The sequence below is a fragment of the Mesorhizobium waitakense genome, from assembly GCF_056431085.1.
Window position 1 is genome coordinate 44,406 of record NZ_JBWKME010000100.1, and the last position, 18,241, is coordinate 62,646.

An 18,241-nucleotide genomic window follows, 5' to 3' on the forward strand; every position below is an offset into this window, starting at 1 on the left:
GATGCCGATGACGCGCTCCCTCTCACGCCACGAAAGACGCCGCGCCGCCGCAATCCTTTTCGCGGCCAGTGTTGTCGCCATGTCCTTTGCCGCCAGCACGGCGCGCGGCGAGGAAACGGTTCGCCAGGTCTTGCCGGGCGCGCCGGCGGCCGAGCCACCGCAGCAATTGACATGGGAAAAGGCGCCGGATCAAAGCGAGATCGAGCGCTTCTGCTCCAACATCGCCGACGCTGCACGCGACCGCCGCTATGCCTTGCAGGCGGAAGAGATGAAGCAGCTGCAGGCCGGCATCGACCAGCGCATGAAGGCGCTGGAGGAGAAGCGGGCCGAATACGAGACCTGGCTGAAGCGGCGCGAGGTTTTCCTGGCCAGGGCCGAAGACGGCGTCGTCCAGATCTATGCCGGCATGAAGCCTGACGCCGCCGCCGAGCGGCTGGCCATCGTCAACGCCGACCTGGCGGCGGCCATACTGATGAAGCTCGATTCACGCAAGGCGAGCGTCATCCTCAACGAAATGGACCAGAAGGCGGCGGCAACGCTCACCGGCATCATGGCCAGCGCAGCCCGAAGGGTAGATCCGTCATGATCCGCAAGATGCTCGTCGTGTGCGCGGTCGCCGGGCTGTCCGGTTGCGGAACCAACCTGAAGGAGGTCGGCAAGGAGCCGGCTTTGTCCCCGGTCGGCTCCGGCATCGATGGCGGCAACACCTCGTCCCTCTATCGCTATCCGCAAACGCCGCCGGCGCCGGTCAGGAAATTCTCGTTGTGGGATGACCGCCAGAGCCGGCTGTTCACCGACCCGCGGGCGCTGTCGCAGGGCGACATCCTGACCGTCAAGATCAAGATCAACGACAGGGCCAACTTCAAGAACCAGAACGACAGGAGCCGCACCGCCAACCGCAAGCTCGGCTACGACCTCAGCGCGCAATGGGACAAGTGGAGCACCGCCGGCAAGGGCGCCGGCGCTCTCAGCTCCACCACGGACACGACGGCCGACGGTGAGATCAAGCGCTCGGAAACGCTTGAACTCAATGTCGCGGCCATCGTCACCGATGTCCTGCCGAACGGCAATTTGATGATCACGGGGTCCCAGGAAGTGCGCGTCAACGCCGAGCTCAGGGTGCTGACCCTCGCCGGTATCGTGCGGCCGGCCGATATCGGCGCCGAGAACACCATTCCCTACGAACGCATCGCCGAAGCGCGCATCTCCTACGGCGGGCGCGGCCGCATCACCGAGGTCCAGCAACCTGCCTACGGCCAGCAGATTCTCGACCAGGTTCTTCCGTTCTAGGATTGGGGAACGCGGCACCGTGGCAAACGTCGAACAGATCCAGCCGCGCAAGGGTCCCTCCCTTGCCATCCAGGCCATCATGCTGCTGGTTGTGACCGCCGCCGCCATCGGCATGGGCTGGATGTCCGGCGGCTATCTCAAGGGCGTCGGGGCACCGGCCTCGGTGCCGGTCGCGCCCGAGAACGAAGGCAAGACCGCACAGCCCGCCGCGGCCGGTGAGCCGGGCGTGGGGCCGACGCTTGTCGTGCTCGCGCCGATCACCACCAACATCGCCTCGCCTGCCGATACCTGGATCAGAATGGAAGCGTCCGTCGTCTATGACGGGCCGCAGCCCCAGTCCATGTCGGATGACATCCACCAGGACCTTCTGGCCCTGGTGCGCACCTTGAAGATGCATCAGATCGAGGGCGCCAGCGGCTACCAGCACCTGAAGGCCGATATCGAGGAACGCGCCTCGATCCGCAGCCAGGGTCACGCCAAGCAGATTCTTATCAGGACATTGCTGCTCGAATGAGAAAGTTCCTTCTCGCCACGGCGATGATCGCCGCCGCCACCTCCATCGCGGCGGCCCAGCAACTCGATCTCGGCGGCATCGGCAAGGCCGATGGCACCACCGTCGGCTACATCATCCAGATGTTCGGCCTGCTGACGGTGCTGTCGGTGGCGCCGGGCTTGCTGATCATGGTGACGAGCTTCACCCGTTTCGTCATCGCCTTCTCGATCCTGCGCGCCGGCATCGGCCTGCAGTCGACGCCCGCCAACCTCATTCTCATTTCACTGTCGCTGTTCATGACCTTCTATGTCATGGCGCCGACCTTCGATCAGGCCTGGAACACCGGCGTCAAGCCGCTGATGGACAACCAGATCACCCAGACCGTAGCCTTCGACAAGATTTCGGATCCATTCCGCACCTTCATGCTGCGCAATGTGCGCGACAAGGATTTCGACCTCTTCGCCGATCTCGCCCGCGAGCGCGGCCAGACCGTTTCGCGCGACACCGTCGACCTGCGCATCCTGGTGCCCGCCTTCATGATCTCGGAAATCCGGCGCGGCTTCGAGATCGGCTTCCTGATCGTGCTGCCATTCCTGGTCATCGACCTGATCGTCGCCACCATCACCATGGCGATGGGCATGATGATGCTGCCGCCGACGGTGGTGTCGCTCCCGTTCAAGATCCTGTTCTTCGTCCTGATCGACGGCTGGAATCTTCTTGTCGGCAGCCTTGTGCGCTCCTTCAACTGAGCGCTGGCAGCTGACCCCTGGCGGCTGGTCGCTATCGCGCTTCTCCAGCGCAAAATTCAAGCAATATATTTTCGATTAACCGTCCGGTTTAGCCCTTTGGTAGGGACTTGCCCGCATATTCGCTCGCAGATGGCGGGTGATCGATTTCGAGATCATTGGCATGATGCCGCACCGTCATACCGGGAGACCCGGTATGTCAAAAAAACACCTGTAAAATCAAGGTACGCGTACCCATGTCCAGCATCATGACGAACTCCGCCGCGTTGACGGCGCTGCAGAGCCTCAACGCCACCAGCAAGAACCTCGAAGCCACCCAGGCCCGCATCTCGACCGGTTATCGCGTCTCCCAGGCTTCGGACAACGCCGCCTACTGGTCGATCGCCACCACGATGCGCTCCGACAACCAGGCAATGTCCACCGTTTCGGACGCGCTCGGCCTCGGCGCATCGAAGGTCGACACCGCCTACACCGGCATGAACAGCGCGATCTCTACCATCAACCAGATCAAGGCCAAGCTGCTGGCATCCTACGGCCAGACGGATGCCTCGAAGGAAAAGACCCAGACCGAAATCACCGCTCTCCAGGCGCAGATGAAGTCCTACGCCGACGGCGCCACCTTCTCCGGCACCAATATGCTGTCCGTAAACAGCGGCACGACGGCCACGACGGCGGCCGATGTGAAGATCCTTTCGGCGTTCAACCGTGACGCGGCCGGCGCGGCCTCGATCTCGACCATCGACGTCAAGGTGGAAAATATCAAGCTGTATGAAGCTGGCACCACCGTGGGTCTCGCGAAGGGCATCCTCGACACGCAGCGCCTCGGCACCACCGGTGTGGCCACCGCCACGGCCTCGGCCCCGACCCTGGGCGCTGCTGCAGCGGCCACGGACACCTATTCGGCCGCCTCGCTTTCCATCTTCACAGGTGGCACGGCTGCCAGCGATAGTCAGATCCAGCAGATGTTGACCGTCATTGACTCCGCGCTCGCCGACATGACCAACTCCGCCTCGACGCTCGGCGCCGCCAAGAGCAGTATCGACCTGCAGAAGACCTTCACCTCCGACCTGATGGACTCCATCGATCGCGGTGTCGGCCAGCTCGTCGATGCCGACATGAACAAGGAATCGACCCGTCTGCAGGCCCTGCAGGTCCAGCAGCAGCTCGGCGTCCAGGCGCTGTCGATCGCCAACGGATCGTCGCAGTCGATCCTGTCGCTCTTCCGCGGCTAATCGTCTACGCCTGATCACAGTTCGCACTAAACATCGGGCCGCGCCAAAAGCGCGGCCCGATTTGCGTTTGCTCGACTTGCCTTTGCAAGCCTCGCACAATGCTCGTTCCTTAACTCTCAAAGGCCAGCTTTTAACAGGCTGTTAACCATGCCGCGCTAGTTATGGTTAACCAATAGCTTACGACCGTTGGCGAATCGGTCCGACTGGCACGATGCCACCCGTTGAACAGGCCTGTCCGGCATGTCTGAGCATGTCGGTTTTTGAGAAGGAGCGACTTTCTTGGCGAGCATCATGACAAACGCTGCGGCGTTAACCGCACTTCAAAGCCTCAGCGCCACCAACAAGTCGCTCGAACAGACGCAGGCTCGCATCTCGACGGGCTACCGTGTCTCGCAGGCCTCGGACAACGCCGCCTACTGGTCGATCGCCACCACGATGCGCTCGGACAACTCGGCCCTGTCGACGGTGCAGGATGCACTCGGCCTCGGCGCCTCGAAAGTCGACACCGCCTACACCGGCATGAACAATGTGCTGACCACGATCGGCCAGATCAAGACCAAGCTGCTTTCGACCGTCGGCCAGACGGATGCCGCCAAGGCAAAAACCCAGACCGAGATCAATGCGCTTCAGGCGCAGATGAAGTCCTTTGCCGATGCGGCGACCTTCTCCGGCTCGAATTTCCTTGCGGTGACCTCCAAGCAGACTGCCGCCCCCAATGACGGCGTCCAGGCCGACTCCCAGATCGTGTCCTCGTTCAATCGCTCCTCGTCGGGCGCCGTCTCGATCGGAACGATCGACATCGATGTCGAGGGCACCAAGCTTTTCGACTACGGCCTTGCCACCGAGGTCAAGAATCGCGGCACCCTCGATCGCCAGACTTCGATTTATGCCACGGGAGCCGCCCAGACCCTGTATGACAACGCCTATGCGACCGCGCTCGCTGGCGGAGCAACGGACATCGCGGCAAACACTGCTGGCCAGGCGGCGGCGGGAGCGGTCGTCCCCAAGGTCGACAACATCTCCGCCTACAACCTCGACATCACCGCGGCCGGCGTAACCGACGACATCATCACCCAGATGGTGACCAGGATCGACAAGGTCATGGCGCAGTTGACCGATTCCGCAACCATCCTCGGTTCGGCCAAGAGCAGCATCGACCTGCAGAAGACCTTCACCCAGAGCCTGATGGACTCCATCGACCGTGGTGTCGGCCAGCTCGTCGATGCCGACATGAACAAGGAATCGACCCGGCTCCAGGCGCTGCAGGTTCAGCAGCAACTCGGCATCCAGTCGCTGTCGATCGCCAACAGCGCTTCGCAGAGCATCCTGTCGCTGTTCAAGAACTAGTCGCGGGCGCCACCGGCACCGTCCTTTTCGCACTCCGATTAACGGGCCGCGCCGCAAGCGCGGCCCGATTTCATTTTCGCACAAGCTTCGAAGACTACTGTTCCGGCGGACAGTCATGCTGGGAGTCGTCGAACCGTGCCGGAACAGATCCAGAGCATCATCTCGAATCTTCGCGGCTTTGGCGTCAAGCGCCTTGCCATGCTGGCTGGCATCGCCGTTCTGGTGATGGGCGTCATCGGCATCGCCTCGGTCTATCTCAACCGTCCCGCCTACGACACGCTCTATGTCGGGCTCGACCGCGCCGACGTGAACCAGATCGGCCTGGTGCTGGGCGAAGCCGGCATCGGCTTCGATGTGGGCGCCGACGGAACCTCGGTGTTGGTTCCGGCCGGCACCACCGCGCAGGCGCGCATGCTGCTTGCCGAAAAGGGCCTGCCGACCAGCGCCAATGCCGGCTACGAACTGTTCGACAATGTCGGCTCGCTCGGCCTCACCTCCTTCATGCAGCAGATCACCCGCGTGCGCGCGCTGGAAGGCGAGATCGCCCGCACCATCCAGTCGATTTCAGGCATCAAGGCGGCGCGCGTCCACATCGTCATGTCCGAACGCGCCAATTTCCGCCGCGACGAACAGCAGCCGTCGGCATCGGTGGTCATCCGCTACGCCGGCATCGACGCCGAGAAGAGCGCCATGTCGATCCGCCATCTCGTCGCCGCCGCTGTCCCTGGCCTGTCGGCCGACAAGGTGACCGTGCTCGATTCCAGCGGCAATCTGCTGGCAGCGGGCGATGATCCTTCCAACACCAGCGCCGCCCGCACGCTCGGTGTCGAGCAGACCGTCGAGGCGCAGATCGGCGACAACATCCGCCGTGCGCTGACGGCCTATCTCGGCCCCGACAACTTCCGCGCCAGCGTCAAGGCCGAGGTCAACACCGACACCCGCCAGACGGAAGAAACCATTTTCGATCCGAATTCACGCGTCGAGCGCTCGGTGCAGTCGGTGCGCGCCAACGAAAACAACAACCAGAAGCAGGCCTCGACCCCAGCCAGCGTCGAGCAGAACCTGCCCGAGACCCAGGCAACCGCCACCGACGGTCCGCAATCCTCCTCGCAGAACGACCGCAAGGAAGAGATCACCAACTACGAGATCAACTCGAAGAAGATCGCCACCGTCTCCAACGGCTACACCGTCACCAAGATGTCGATCGCCGTCGTCGTCAACCAGCAACGCCTGGTGACCATCCTCGGCAAGGACGCCACGCCGGAGCAGATTGCCAAGCGCGTCGCCGAGATCCAGAAGATGGTGACCTCGGCCACCGGCTTCGACGACAAGCGCGGCGACGTCATCGACGTCTCGGCGGTCGAGTTCATCGACGGGCTGGACGGCGAGGCGATCCCGCAGGCTGGGATGCTCGATTCCATCGGCCAGCATGCCGGCACGCTGATCAACGCCGGCGCCTTCATCGTCGTGGTGTTCCTGGTCGCTTTCTTCGGCCTGAGGCCGATGGCGGCGGCGCTGACGGCAAAGGCGACGCCGGCCCTGGCAGGCCCCAGCTACGAAGACGTCCAGCGCTCGCTACCGACACCCGAAGCAAGCGCAAACGCCGAAAGCGCTGGCGTCGGCGCCTTGCCCGGTGCGCGCCCCGGTCCGACACCGCTCGACGATCTTCGCCAGAAGATCAGGCCGGCGCCGCAGGAGCGGCTTGCCCGAATGGTCGACCTCAACGAGGAGCGCACCGCGCAGATCCTGCGCAAATGGGCCGCTCAGGAAGTCGCGGCCTAAACCATGCCCTCCGTAGCCCTTTTCGACCTTCTGCCTGATTTCGGTACCCGCACGCAACGTGTCGGTCAGCCCCGGGCCGCGGCGGATCCCGAACACAAGCTAGACGCGCCGGCACCGCAAGCCGATATCGGCACGCTGATCGCGGAAGCGGTTGCCCAGGCCGAGGCGGCACTCGATGCACGCCTGTCGATTGCCCATGAAGCCGCGCTCGAAGCCGAACGCCAGGCCAATGCCGAGGAAGCAAGGGTATTTCTCGAAAGCCTCGGCGACGATGTCGGCAAGGCGGTCTCGTTGCGCATCGATGCCATGGAGGCGCGCGTGACCGGGCTGGTCGCCGCCACCGTCGCCCGCATGATCGGCGGCATCGTCAGCGACGATCTGCAGAAACGCTCGATCGAGGCGCTTGCCGGCGCGATACGCGAAGCGGTCGGCGATGCCGAAGCCGTGCGCATCGCCGTGCGCGGCCCGCTCTCGCTGTTCGAAACGCTGAAGGCATCGCTCGGGCCCCGCGCCGCCAATCTCGACTTCACCGAGACACCAGGCTTCGATCTCACGGTCGCCATCGACGAGGCGGTGTTCGAGACGCGCATGGCCGAATGGTCGACGACCCTTTCCGAGGTCCTGGCATGAGCGTCGCCGATGCCGGACAGGTTCACCAGGAGATCATCATCGTCCGTCGTGGTCACGACGACCACGATGAGGGTCACCATGGCGGCGTCTGGAAGATCGCCTTCGCCGACTTCATGACGGCGATGATGTGCTTCTTCCTGGTCATGTGGCTGATCAATGCCGCCAACGAGCAGACCAAGGCAGCCGTCGCCAGTTATTTCAACCCGGTCAAGCTGGTCGACCGCAATTCGAGCCGCAAGGGTCTGGAGGATCTCGGCGACGGTCCGCGCGCGATGGGAACGACGGCCGACAACCCGCAGAAGGCGACCAACAAGGCCGGCCAGGACGGCGATGGCTCCGCGGACCGCAAACAGGAGAAGCAGGAACTGCCGCAGGCGGAACACTCCGACGAGCATCTGTTCGCCGACCCCTACGCGGTGCTTTCGGAAATCGCCACCGATACCGGCGTCATGCAGAATGTCAGCCAGAAGGGCGATGGCGGCGCCCAGGCTGCCGGCCCGGCGACCGGCGCTTCCGGCGGCGCCTCCTATCGCGATCCGTTCGAGCCTGATTTCTGGTCGCAGCAGGTGGCGGCGCCCGGCGCCGAAGCCAGTGCCCAGCGAGCCAAAATCGAGGGCGATGCTGCCAAGCCCGCTGACAAGGTTGCCGAGACGCAAGTGCCCAAGGTCAAGGCCGTGCCACCCGTCGCGGCCGCACCTGTCGAACCGCCGGCAAGGGACACGACCGGCAAGCAAGCCGCGAGCCCCGACGCGGCAACGACGAAGGCCGGCGACACCAAACCAACAGACACGAAGCCAAGCGACGCGAAGCCGGGCGAGAACAAACCAGACGACACCAAAGCCACGGACGCGGCCAAGGCCGAGGCCAAGGCGCAAGAGGATGCCAAGCCCGACACCGGAGAGAAGGCGCCGACCGCCGCCGCCGTCAAGGCTGCCGCCGACGTCAAGCGGCAGTTGGCCGATGCCTTCAAGCCCGGCGACAAGCTGCATGACGGCGTCTCGGTGGAAGCCACCGACAAGGGCGTCGTCATCTCGATCACCGACCAGCTCGACTTCGGCATGTTCGAGGTCGGCTCGGCGCTGCCGCGCCGCGAACTGGTGCTGGCGATGGAAAAGATCGGCCGCATCGTCAACAGCCAGAAGGGCACCATCAGCATCAACGGCCACACCGACGCACGGCCATTCCGCAGCGACAGCTACGACAATTGGCGGCTGTCGACGGCGCGCGCGCATTCCGCCTACTACATGCTCGTGCGCGGTGGCGTCGATGAACGCCGCATCACAGAGGTCGCCGGTTTCGCCGACCGCCAGCCGAAGGACCCGGCGAATCCATTGGCGGCTGTGAACCGTCGCATCGAAATCCTGATGGCGGCCGGCGGATGAGGCGGGCGGCCGTCACCAGCCGGTTGATTGGCCTGTTGCTGCTGGCCTGCGGATATCCGTCAGCCGGCTTCGCCCAGGACGCGTTGCAGCCGTATCAGCTGGTGCGCTCGCTGCAGCTCATCCAGGACCGCATCGCCGCTGGCGATCATGCCGCCCTGCCGATGCAGGCCAAGCTCCTCGAGATGGTGGATGCGCGCCTGCGCACGGCGGACGCCGAGGATTTCAAGGATCCCAAGAATTTTCGCGCCCTGCTTGTCTACGGCATGAGCGGCGGCAACCCGGTGACTGTCGAGGCGGCCACGTCGCGCGCCACGACGGACCCGCAAAGCCTTGCCGTGGCCAAAGGGATTATCGACTATCTCAATGGCCGGCCCGGCGAGGCGATCGAAGCGTTGAAGCCGATCGATCCGATGACGCTGCCTCCCGATCTCGGCGCTTTCCTTGCCCTGGTCAAAGGCTCGCTGCTTGCCGGCGACCAGCCGGCTGCGGCGCTCGGTTTGCTCGACGAGGCAAGATTGCTCAGCCCCGGCACGCTGGTCGAGGAAGCAGCACTGCGCCGTTCGGTCGGCATTGCGGGTGCGCAGGGTGACGCGGCACGCTTCGCACTCGCGTCGACACAGTATGTCGAGCGCTACCTCTATTCGCCCTATGCCAGCCAGTTCGCCGACTCCTTCGTCTCCGGCGTCATTGCGCTGCACATGTCGATCAGCCAGGACAAGCTGGCCGACATTACCTCGATGATGGATCCCGAGCGCGAGAAGGTGATCTACCTGCGCATCGCCCGCCGTGCCGCGATCGACGGTCTGAACGACCTGTCGACCTTCGCTTCGGCGCGGGCCGAGCAGGGTCGCGACGGCAACACCAACCAGGACGATCCGCGCGCCCTGCTTTACGCCAGTCTTTCCACCGTCACCTCGGGCACCATCGAAGACGTGCGCGCCAAGCTCGGCAAGATCGACCGCAGCAAGCTGTCCGAAGGCGACCGCGCCTTGCTCGACGCCGCCCAGGCCATTGCCGGCGAAGTCGTCGCACCGCCCGCCCCCCTCCCCGAGGAAATGCCAGTTCCTGTCGCGACCGAGCGGCCGCCAGCGCCCGAAACCGTCGCGGCGCAGGGCGCCGACGCCAGCGGGCTGCCACCCGTCGAAGGCGCCATCGCCGAGCAACCCGCCGTCGCTGCCGCCTCCGGCGGACCGGCCGCCAGTGCTCCGGTAACGCCGACGGTTGTGTCTGCACCAGCCGATGCGGCGACCGTCGTGCAGGCGTCGGCGCCATCGCCCGCGGCCAGTCCCGAGCCCACCGACCCGACCGATGCCGCCATGACCAGAACACGTCGACAGCTCGACCTGATCGACCAGATGCTTGGAGCCGCCCCCAAATGACCACCAGCCTCGGCTCGGCCTTGCCAGGATTTGCCACCGCGCGCGCGACGCCGGAGCAACCGGCCGCGAACGGCAAGAAGGACAACGCGGGCTTTGGCAAAATCCTGCATGGCGAGGCCAGTCCGGCCCGCCCGGAACGGCATCCGACGACCGAGGCGGGATCGCGCGAGCAGCGCTGGGGCAAGCTCGCCGCCAGTCTTGCCGGGCATGGCGGCAAGGCCGAGCCGACATCGGCCGACACCGGAAAGATCGTCTCGGCCAAGGTGCCGACCGTGAAGAGCGGCAAGGCCGATTTGGAAGCCAAGGACGATTTGGAAGCAAAGGCGCACAAGGACGATGCCGACGCCGAAGAGTCGGCGCCGGACCCGGATGCCGTGCCGCTTCAGGACCATCTGCCGCTGCTGATCGCGTTCCATGACCTGCGCCATTTCTCGACATCGACCAAGGCAAGCGGGCGCGACGCGGCTAACGGCGAGAGCCCGCCGGACCCGGCGCTCAACGCGCAGGCTCCGCTCCCAAAAACCTATCGGTCGAAGTCCACGGCCGGAAACGAAATCGTCGAAACCAAGTCGAAGCCGGAGCAGGTGTCGATCGTCGACGGGCCTTTGACGGAGCTTGACGGCCAGCCGCCGAGCGCTGCCGGAATTGCCTCCAGCACGCCTAAGCGCGACACCGTCGTAACGGCCCAGAAGCTGCCGGACGCCACAACCGCCGATGTGCCCGGCGTGAAATCGAAACACACCGCGCCGGTGATGAAAAGCATCGAGGATGTCCAGTCCTCGTTACGGCCCGAAGCCGGAAAACAATCCCTGTCCGCCACACGCATCGACGTCGTGTCGCAACAGAGCTTCCCGGCGCCACCGCAAAGTCCCATCAGCCAGGCAGCCCTCAATGTGGTCAACGCCATAGCCGCCGATGGCGGCCCGCAAAAGGCCCTTCCAGCCTCATCCGCGGCCACCCAGCTGGCCAGCCCTGTTGCCGTTCCGACACATGTGTTGAAGATCGAACTTCACCCCGCCGAACTCGGCATGGTGACGGCCAACCTTCGCCTCTCGGGGGAACAACTTTCGATTGAACTGAAGCCCGCAACACACGACGCTTATCGTCGTTTGTCCGCCGACAGCGAGGCCATCGTCAAATCGCTGCGCGGGCTCGGTTTCGAGGTTGACAAGGTCACGATCTTGCAACCCTCGATAGCAGTTGCTGCTGCAACCCGCACCGATGCGACCGCCCCCTTGCCGACCGCATCGGGCCGCGATCCGTCATCCTTCCAACCCGGAAACCCGGGCGGGGGCAATGGTGGAGCGGGTGGTCAGCAACCGGGTCAGCAATCCGCAGGAAACCGCAATGATGACGCGCAGGACTACGGCCGCGGCACTTCACCTTCTCGCGAGCGCGCTGGCGGCGATATGTTTATCTAGCGCGGCAGGCGCTGCCGCTGCCGCCACCAACCCTTGCGAGCCGGAGATCCTGCGTGCCGCCGACCGCTATGGCGTGCCCGCCGGCATCCTCTATGCCGTCGGCCTCACGGAAACCGGAAACAAGGGCAGCCTTCAGCCCAACGCCTTGAATATAGAGGGAAAAGCAGTCTTCCCAAGAAGCCGGGCAGAGGCCCTTGCCGCATTCGCCAATGCTCGGCGCGAAGGCAAGACGCTCATCGATCTGGGCTGCATGCAGATCAACCATCACTACCACGCGTCGCATTTCCGCAGCGTCGAGGACATGCTCGATCCGCGTCAGAACGTCGACTATGCGGCGCGCTTCCTGGCCAGCCTCCATGCCCGTCACGAGACCTGGTCGATGGCCGTCGCCCGCTATCATGCCGGTCCCGACAACGATCCGGCGCAGAAGATCTATGTCTGCCGCGTCATTGCCAATATGGTCGCCACCGGCTTTGGAAAATGGACCGCGAACGCCCGCGGCTTCTGCAACCCGTAGGCGTATCTTCGGCATCCAATACGCCGTTCGCGCGGTCCTGCATTGTCGTTTTGACTTGGCCAGAACTTGCCGCCGAAAGCATATCTGGTTGCAGGCTAATGCAACCGGCGCGATTCCAGACTCCCAAGAAACTAGCTACAAGAAATGACGGTTGTTCAGGATTCTCGCCAGCGGATACGCCTTTTCTCACGGGGCAAATGATTTGATTCGGAGGCGGGCCGATGATTGTAATCGTTGACGAGCGCGAGCTCGTAACAGAGGGATACAATTCACTTTTCGACCGTGAGGGTGTCGCCTGCGCAGGCTTCGCGCCGGGCGAGTTCGGCGAGTGGGTAAGCTCGGCGGCCGACACCGACCTGAGGTCGGTCCGGGCCTTCCTGATCGGCGACTGCCGCGAAGGCTCGATCTCTCCCCGTCAGATCCGCGACCGCACCGGCGCACCCGTCATCGCCTTGAGCGAACAGCACTCGCTGGAAAACACGCTGCGGTTGTTCGAGAGCGGCGTCGACGACGTCATTCGCAAGCCCGTCCACATCCGCGAGATCCTCGCCCGCATCACCGCCATCCGCCGCCGCGCCCAGGAAGATGTCGCCTACACCGAGATTGGCGCCATGCGCATCTTCATGGATGGCCGCGACCCCGAGATCGACGGCCAGCCTTTGCCCTTGCCGCGCCGCGAGCGCCGCATCCTCGAATATCTGGCCAGCAATCGCGGCCGCCGCGTCACCAAGACCCAGGTTTTCAATGCCATCTACGGCATCTTCGACGAAGAGGTCGAGGAGAACGTGGTCGAAAGCCACATCAGCAAATTGCGCAAGAAGCTGCGCGAGAAGCTGGGCACCGACCCGATCGATTCCAAGCGCTTCCTTGGCTACCGGCTCGTCTTCTGATGCAGCCCCGCGCCAGCCTCGCGCAAGACAGGATGCGTAGCCTCGTAGCCAGTGGCATCCGCATTGGAGCCAGCGGCATCCACATTGGGGAGACGTTTCGATGAGCCTCTACGGAATGATGCGGACCGGCGTTTCCGGCATGAATGCACAGGCAAACCGGCTGTCCACCACGGCCGACAACATCGCCAATTCCGACACCACCGGCTACAAGCGATCCTCCGCCGAATTTTCGTCGCTGGTCATGCCGAGCACGGGCGGCGCCTACAATTCCGGCGGCGTCACCACGACGATCCGGCAGGCGGTCAGCGATCCGGGCGTGCTTCAATACACGACGTCGGTCTCCGACCTTGCCGTCAACGGCGACGGTTTCTTCGTCGTTCAAGATCCGAGCGGAACACCCTTCCTGACCCGGGCCGGCGCCTTCGTTCCCGATGCTGAGGGCAGGCTGGTCAACGCGGCCGGCTTCCAGCTGATGGCCTACAGCTACGCCAACGGCGTGCCGGCGGCGACAGTGAACGGCTTCGAGGGCCTGACCCCGGTGCTCATCTCCGACCAGGGGATGACGGCAACGCCGAGCACCCAGGGTACCTACAGCGGCAACCTGCCGGCAGGCGCGACGCCGGTCGCCGCCGGCAATCTGCCCACCACCAACGCCGCGGGCGCGCAGTACACGTCGAAATCCTCGATGGTCGCCTACGACAATCTCGGCAACAAGAAGCTGCTCGACGTCTATTTCACCAACACCGGCGCCGGCACCTGGCAGGTGGCGGTCTTCGATCAGTCGAAGGCCACCGCCGGGACGTCGTTCCCTTACACCGGCGGCGCATTGGGCTCGGCCAACCTGACCTTCGACACCACCACCGGCAAGCTCACCGGCGCCGTCAACAGCGTCGGCCTGACGGTGCCCGGCGGCGCCGCCTTTTCGCTGGACCTGTCGGCATTGACCCAGCTCGGCGCCGGATTCACCGTTTCCGATGCCCAGGTGAACGGCAACGCACCGAGCACCATCGACAAGATCCAGATCAGCAAGGACGGCACCATCTCGGCGCAGTACAAGGACGGCTCCACCAAGGCGCTCTACAAGATCCCGCTGGCCGACGTGCAGAGCCCGGACCAGCTCAACGCGCTGCCCGGCAACGTCTACGCACAGGGCACCGAATCCGGCGCGGTCCGTATCGGCTTTGCCAATGAGGGCAAGGCCGGCTCCATCATCTCCGGCGCACTCGAGAATTCCAACGTCGATATCGCCGAAGAACTGACCAACATGATCGCGGCACAGCGCAGCTACACCGCCAATTCGAAAGTCTTCCAGACCGGTTCCGATCTGATGGACGTCCTTGTCAACCTGAAGAGATAAAACGGGCACCGCCCGTGAAAGACCCGCATGTCGTTGTCCACTGCACTGAGCATCGCCCAATCGGCGCTTATGAACACCGCGCGGCAGACCAGCGTCGTCTCGCGCAATGTCGCCGACGCCGACAATCCGGACTATTCGCGCCGCCAGGCCGTCGTCACAAGCACGGCGCCGGGCGCGCGTTCGGTTGATATCCGGCGCGCCGCCAACGACCTGCTGTTCCGCCAGAACCTCAGCGCGCTGTCGGCCTGGAGCGGTCAGAACGCGCTCTACAGCGGCATGGATCAGCTGGGGGTATCGGTCAATGGCGTCGACAATGCGTCCTCGCCCTCGACCGCGATCGGCAATCTGCAGCAAGCGCTGCAGCTCTATGCCACCTCGCCGTCCAACCAGAACCTCGGCGCCAGCGTCGTCGACGCCGCCAAGCAGGTCGTGCGATCCCTGAACGAGGGCTCCACGGCGATCCAGGATTTCCGCACCCAGACCGACGGCCAGATCGCGACGGCGGTCGACGACCTCAACTCGCTGCTCAGCCAGTTCCAGGATGCCAACACCGCGGTCATATCCGGAACCCGTTCCGGCACCGATGTCTCCGACGCGCTCGACCAGCGCGACGCGCTTTTGAAGAAGATCTCGGACTATATCCCGGTCTCGACCTTCACGCGCGGCGACAATGACATGGTCGTCACCACTGGCGACGGCACGACGCTGTTCGAAACCATTCCTCGCACGGTCAGCTTCGCGCCGTCGGCCGGCTACACCGCCGGTGCCGCAGGCAACGCGGTCTATATCGACAATGTGCCGATCTCGGCGGGAGCCGGCGGCAACACCAGCGCCAGCGGCAAGCTCGCCGGTCTGCTGCAATTGCGCGACAGTGTCGCCTCGACCATGCAGAGCCAGCTCGACGAAACCGCGCGCGGCCTGATCACGGCTTTTGCCGAAACCGCGCCTGCGCTGCCCAATGCAGCCGGCCTGTTCACCTGGTCCGGTGCGCCGGCGGTGCCGGCAGCCGGCACGTTGGTCAACGGCCTTGCCGGATCGATCAGCGTCAATGCGGCGATGGACCCAAGCGCCGGCGGCAATCCGACGCTGCTGCGCGATGGCGGTGCCAATGGTGCCGCCTATGTCGCCAACACCGGCGGCGGCGCCTCCTATTCCGACCTTCTGGTTGCCTATGGCGACCGGCTCGACAAGCCGATGGCCTTCGACCCGGCCGCCGGGGTTTCGGCAACGTCCAGCGTTTCCGACTACGCGGCCAATTCGATCGGCTGGTTCGAGGGCGTGCGCCAGCAGGCATCGACCGCCTCCGACGCCAAGGAAGCGCTGGCATCGCGCAGCGCCGAGGCGCTGTCCAACGCGACCGGCGTCAATGTCGACCAGGAAATGTCGCTGCTGCTCGACCTCGAACACACCTATCAGGCATCGGCCCGGATGATGAAAACCGTCGACGACATGATGACGGCCTTGCTCAACGCGGTGGGATAATCCATGACTTCAGTCTCGTCAGCCGCCATATCGAACGCCATGCGCTCCCAGCAGATGCGCATGCAGGCCGAGCTTGTCAAAGCCACGAAAGAGTCCTCGACCGGCAGGGTCGCCGATGTCGGCCTGGCACTCGGCGCGCGCACCGCGCAGTCCGTCACCTTCTCGCGCGATCTCGACCGCCTCAACGTCATCATCGACTCCAACGGCCTGGTCGGCTCCCGCTTGTCTTCGACGCAGACCTCGCTTAGCCAGCTCTCGACCGCGGCGCAGTCCTTTCTGTCCGCCCTGACCACCGCGTCATCGAGCGATTCTTCCAACAGTCTCACCCAAGCCTCGGGCAAGGCGACCATCCAGCAGCTGACCTCGATCCTCAACACCAGCGTCAACGGCGAGTACCTGTTTGCCGGCACCAACACCGACGTCAAGCCGATCAACGACTTCACCGCAGCCGACTCGCCAGCCAAAGCGGCCTTCGATGCCGCCTTCGTCGCCAATTTCGGCTTCACCCAGGATGACCCGGCGGCGGCCAACATCACCGCCACCCAGATGGACGACTTCATCACCAACGACGTCGTGCCGCAGTTCATGGGCCCGGGCTGGCAAGGCAACTGGTCGAACGCCACCGACCAGCAGATCGTCAGCCGCATCGCCCTGAACGAAACCACCCCGACCTCGACCAGCGCCAACAGCGACGGCATCCAGAAGCTCGCCATGGCGGCGGCCATGGTCTCCAGCCTGATGTCCAGCAACATCAGCCAGGCCGCGAAAAACAAAGTTGTCAGCCGCTCCACCGCACTGGTCGGCGAAGCGCTGAGCGGCATTGGCCAGATTCAGTCCGAGACCGGCATCGTCCAGAAGCGGGTTTCCGATGCGAACGACCGCATGAAAACGCAGGTCGACCTTTTCGAACGGCACATTCTCGATCTGGAAGGCGTCGATCCGGCCGAGGCCGCAACCCGGGTTGCCGACCTGACACAACACATCGAAACGTCCTTCGCGCTGACCGCGCGCCTGCAGCAGCTCAGCCTGTTGAATTACCTGACCTGACAACGCTTAACGGAACGGTAGAGCCCCACCGATGTATCAATTCTCCTACGCCGACATCCAGAGCACCTCCGTCGCCGACGCCAAGGACCGCGAGCGGGAGCTCCTGACACGCTCGATCGACATGCTGTCGGCGGCGGCGGCCGCCGGCCACGGCTCGATGGAAGCGGTCGAGGCACTGCATTTCACCAACCGCGTCTGGACCGCCTTCGTCGAGGATCTCGGCTCCAGCGACAACGCCCTGCCCAAGGAACTGCGCGCCAACCTCATTTCCATCGGCTTGTGGCTGCTGCGCGAGGCAGAGGACATTCGCCAGGGCCGCACCAACAATTTCGAAGGGCTGATCGAGGTGTCCCAGATCATCAGGGACGGCATTCAATGACCAACACGCTGAAGATATCGCTGAAGCCGAACGAGAAGATCTACATCAACGGCGCCGTCATCCGCGTCGACCGCAAGGTCACCGTCGAATTGATGAACGACGTGCAGTTCCTGCTCGAAAGCCATGTGATCCAGGCCGAAGACGCCTCGACGCCGCTGAAGCAGCTGTATTTCATCCTGCAGGTCATGCTGATGAATCCGGCCGGCGCGGCCGAGGCGCGCGACATGTTCCGGCGTTCGCTGCCGCTGCTGCTGGCAAGCTTCGAGGACGCCCAGATCTGCGCTGGACTGAAACAGATCGACCGCATGGTCGGCGAGGATCATATCTACGAGGCGCTGAAGGCCATCCGCGCGCTCTATCCGCTCGAACGCCGCGCGCTTGGCGACAATGACTATGTTCCGGGTGCCGCGCGCCCGTTGGCTGTGGGAGCACGATACTGATGAACGTGGACATGACGACGACGATACCGACTGGCGCCAACCAGGCCAGCCAGCAGACCTCGAAGACAGCAGTCGACTACCAGTCGTTCCTGAAGCTTCTGATCGCCGAGATGAAGAACCAGGATCCGACCAAGCCGATGGATTCGACGCAGTATGTCGCCCAGCTCGCCACCTTCTCGCAGGTCGAACAATCGGTGCAGACCAACACCAAGCTCGACCAGATCATGTCGTCCTCGGCGCTGTCGCAGGCCGATGCGCTGATCGGGCGCTCGATAACCTCCGCCGACGGCAAGACGACCGGCACGGTGGCGTCGGTGCGCCTCGCCAGCAGCGGCCTCATCGCCGTGCTGCAGAACGGCACCGAGGTCGCTGTCGGCCCCGGAGTCTCGATCAAGGCCGCGAGCTGACGCTTCCGGCAGGGCCAGTC

General features: G+C 64.2%; 19 protein-coding genes. All 19 read left to right on the forward strand.

Going from position 1 to position 18,241, the window contains the following annotated elements:
• The first annotated feature begins 1 nt into the window (after nucleotide 1).
• A complete protein-coding gene (locus AC07FD_RS21195) occupies nucleotides 2-586 on the forward strand; it encodes a MotE family protein (RefSeq protein WP_478351414.1) in 585 nt (194 codons plus the stop codon).
• Nucleotides 583-1,290, forward strand: a complete 708-nt coding sequence (flgH, locus tag AC07FD_RS21200; RefSeq protein ID WP_478351415.1) for a flagellar basal body L-ring protein FlgH — start codon at nucleotides 583-585, stop codon at nucleotides 1,288-1,290. The genes AC07FD_RS21195 and flgH overlap by 4 nt, the downstream gene beginning before the upstream one ends.
• A 19-nt stretch (nucleotides 1,291-1,309) precedes the next feature.
• Nucleotides 1,310-1,804 (forward strand): flagellar basal body-associated FliL family protein, encoded by a 495-nt coding sequence (locus AC07FD_RS21205; RefSeq protein ID WP_478351416.1) that lies wholly within the window; start codon nucleotides 1,310-1,312, stop codon nucleotides 1,802-1,804.
• Nucleotides 1,801-2,532, forward strand: a complete 732-nt coding sequence (gene fliP / locus AC07FD_RS21210) for a flagellar type III secretion system pore protein FliP (protein WP_478351417.1) — start codon at nucleotides 1,801-1,803, stop codon at nucleotides 2,530-2,532. The genes AC07FD_RS21205 and fliP overlap by 4 nt, the downstream gene beginning before the upstream one ends.
• Before the next feature lie 233 nt (nucleotides 2,533-2,765).
• Nucleotides 2,766-3,761 (forward strand): flagellin N-terminal helical domain-containing protein, encoded by a 996-nt coding sequence (locus tag AC07FD_RS21215; protein ID WP_478351418.1) that lies wholly within the window; start codon nucleotides 2,766-2,768, stop codon nucleotides 3,759-3,761.
• A gap of 279 nt (nucleotides 3,762-4,040) precedes the next feature.
• Entirely contained in the window at nucleotides 4,041-5,108 is a 1,068-nt protein-coding gene (locus tag AC07FD_RS21220) for a flagellin N-terminal helical domain-containing protein (protein ID WP_095084516.1), read from the forward strand.
• 135 nt (nucleotides 5,109-5,243) lie between these two features.
• Nucleotides 5,244-6,890, forward strand: coding sequence for a flagellar basal-body MS-ring/collar protein FliF (gene fliF, locus AC07FD_RS21225; protein WP_477395404.1), 1,647 nt, complete (start codon nucleotides 5,244-5,246; stop codon nucleotides 6,888-6,890).
• 3 nt (nucleotides 6,891-6,893) lie between these two features.
• Nucleotides 6,894-7,520: a hypothetical protein gene (locus AC07FD_RS21230; protein WP_478351419.1), complete on the forward strand. Its 627-nt coding sequence runs from the start codon at nucleotides 6,894-6,896 to the stop codon at nucleotides 7,518-7,520.
• Nucleotides 7,517-8,902 carry a MotB family protein gene (locus AC07FD_RS21235; RefSeq protein ID WP_478351420.1) on the forward strand — a complete coding sequence of 462 codons (1,386 nt, stop codon included), beginning with the start codon at nucleotides 7,517-7,519 and terminating at the stop codon, nucleotides 8,900-8,902. Before AC07FD_RS21230 ends, AC07FD_RS21235 begins: the two co-directional genes overlap by 4 nt.
• The gene (locus AC07FD_RS21240; RefSeq protein ID WP_478351421.1) at nucleotides 8,899-10,281 is read left to right on the forward strand and encodes a chemotaxis protein MotC; all 1,383 of its coding nucleotides are present in this window, start codon (nucleotides 8,899-8,901) and stop codon (nucleotides 10,279-10,281) included. Before AC07FD_RS21235 ends, AC07FD_RS21240 begins: the two co-directional genes overlap by 4 nt.
• Before the next feature lie 272 nt (nucleotides 10,282-10,553).
• Nucleotides 10,554-11,702: a flagellar hook-length control protein FliK gene (fliK, locus tag AC07FD_RS21245; protein WP_478351422.1), complete on the forward strand. Its 1,149-nt coding sequence runs from the start codon at nucleotides 10,554-10,556 to the stop codon at nucleotides 11,700-11,702.
• A complete protein-coding gene (locus tag AC07FD_RS21250) occupies nucleotides 11,632-12,219 on the forward strand; it encodes a transglycosylase SLT domain-containing protein (RefSeq protein WP_477414577.1) in 588 nt (195 codons plus the stop codon). The genes fliK and AC07FD_RS21250 overlap by 71 nt, the downstream gene beginning before the upstream one ends.
• Nucleotides 12,220-12,440: 221 nt before the next feature.
• Complete coding sequence (locus AC07FD_RS21255) at nucleotides 12,441-13,109, forward strand: response regulator transcription factor (RefSeq protein WP_111547800.1); 669 nt, start codon at nucleotides 12,441-12,443, stop codon at nucleotides 13,107-13,109.
• Between the two features lie 100 nt (nucleotides 13,110-13,209).
• Nucleotides 13,210-14,466 carry a flagellar hook protein FlgE gene (locus AC07FD_RS21260; RefSeq protein ID WP_477395394.1) on the forward strand — a complete coding sequence of 419 codons (1,257 nt, stop codon included), beginning with the start codon at nucleotides 13,210-13,212 and terminating at the stop codon, nucleotides 14,464-14,466.
• 27 nt (nucleotides 14,467-14,493) lie between these two features.
• Nucleotides 14,494-15,948 (forward strand): flagellar hook-associated protein FlgK, encoded by a 1,455-nt coding sequence (gene flgK / locus AC07FD_RS21265; protein WP_478351423.1) that lies wholly within the window; start codon nucleotides 14,494-14,496, stop codon nucleotides 15,946-15,948.
• Between the two features lie 3 nt (nucleotides 15,949-15,951).
• On the forward strand, nucleotides 15,952-16,995 hold the full coding sequence (locus AC07FD_RS21270; RefSeq protein ID WP_478351424.1) for a flagellar hook-associated family protein: 1,044 nt from the start codon (nucleotides 15,952-15,954) through the stop codon (nucleotides 16,993-16,995).
• Nucleotides 16,996-17,026: 31 nt separating this feature from the next.
• On the forward strand, nucleotides 17,027-17,374 hold the full coding sequence (flaF, locus tag AC07FD_RS21275; protein WP_095084526.1) for a flagellar biosynthesis regulator FlaF: 348 nt from the start codon (nucleotides 17,027-17,029) through the stop codon (nucleotides 17,372-17,374).
• On the forward strand, nucleotides 17,371-17,814 hold the full coding sequence (flbT, locus tag AC07FD_RS21280) for a flagellar biosynthesis repressor FlbT (RefSeq protein ID WP_457150816.1): 444 nt from the start codon (nucleotides 17,371-17,373) through the stop codon (nucleotides 17,812-17,814). The genes flaF and flbT overlap by 4 nt, the downstream gene beginning before the upstream one ends.
• Nucleotides 17,814-18,221, forward strand: a complete 408-nt coding sequence (gene flgD, locus AC07FD_RS21285) for a flagellar hook assembly protein FlgD (RefSeq protein WP_095084528.1) — start codon at nucleotides 17,814-17,816, stop codon at nucleotides 18,219-18,221. Before flbT ends, flgD begins: the two co-directional genes overlap by 1 nt.
• The last annotated feature ends 20 nt before the right edge of the window (nucleotides 18,222-18,241 follow it).

Bases quoted from the DNA above. Each gene is read 5' to 3' on its own strand.
- AC07FD_RS21215 (WP_478351418.1), top strand. From the start codon at position 2,766: ATGTCCAGCATCATGACGAACTCCGCCGCGTTGACGGCGCTGCAGAGC.
- flgK (WP_478351423.1), top strand. From the start codon at position 14,494: ATGTCGTTGTCCACTGCACTGAGCATCGCCCAATCGGCGCTTATGAAC.
- AC07FD_RS21255 (WP_111547800.1), top strand. From the start codon at position 12,441: ATGATTGTAATCGTTGACGAGCGCGAGCTCGTAACAGAGGGATACAAT.
- AC07FD_RS21235 (WP_478351420.1), top strand. From the start codon at position 7,517: ATGAGCGTCGCCGATGCCGGACAGGTTCACCAGGAGATCATCATCGTC.
- fliP (WP_478351417.1), top strand. From the start codon at position 1,801: ATGAGAAAGTTCCTTCTCGCCACGGCGATGATCGCCGCCGCCACCTCC.
- flaF (WP_095084526.1), top strand. From the start codon at position 17,027: ATGTATCAATTCTCCTACGCCGACATCCAGAGCACCTCCGTCGCCGAC.
- flbT (WP_457150816.1), top strand. From the start codon at position 17,371: ATGACCAACACGCTGAAGATATCGCTGAAGCCGAACGAGAAGATCTAC.
- AC07FD_RS21240 (WP_478351421.1), top strand. From the start codon at position 8,899: ATGAGGCGGGCGGCCGTCACCAGCCGGTTGATTGGCCTGTTGCTGCTG.
- AC07FD_RS21250 (WP_477414577.1), top strand. From the start codon at position 11,632: ATGACGCGCAGGACTACGGCCGCGGCACTTCACCTTCTCGCGAGCGCG.
- flgH (WP_478351415.1), top strand. From the start codon at position 583: ATGATCCGCAAGATGCTCGTCGTGTGCGCGGTCGCCGGGCTGTCCGGT.
- AC07FD_RS21195 (WP_478351414.1), top strand. From the start codon at position 2: ATGCCGATGACGCGCTCCCTCTCACGCCACGAAAGACGCCGCGCCGCC.
- flgD (WP_095084528.1), top strand. From the start codon at position 17,814: ATGAACGTGGACATGACGACGACGATACCGACTGGCGCCAACCAGGCC.
- AC07FD_RS21230 (WP_478351419.1), top strand. From the start codon at position 6,894: ATGCCCTCCGTAGCCCTTTTCGACCTTCTGCCTGATTTCGGTACCCGC.
- AC07FD_RS21260 (WP_477395394.1), top strand. From the start codon at position 13,210: ATGAGCCTCTACGGAATGATGCGGACCGGCGTTTCCGGCATGAATGCA.
- AC07FD_RS21270 (WP_478351424.1), top strand. From the start codon at position 15,952: ATGACTTCAGTCTCGTCAGCCGCCATATCGAACGCCATGCGCTCCCAG.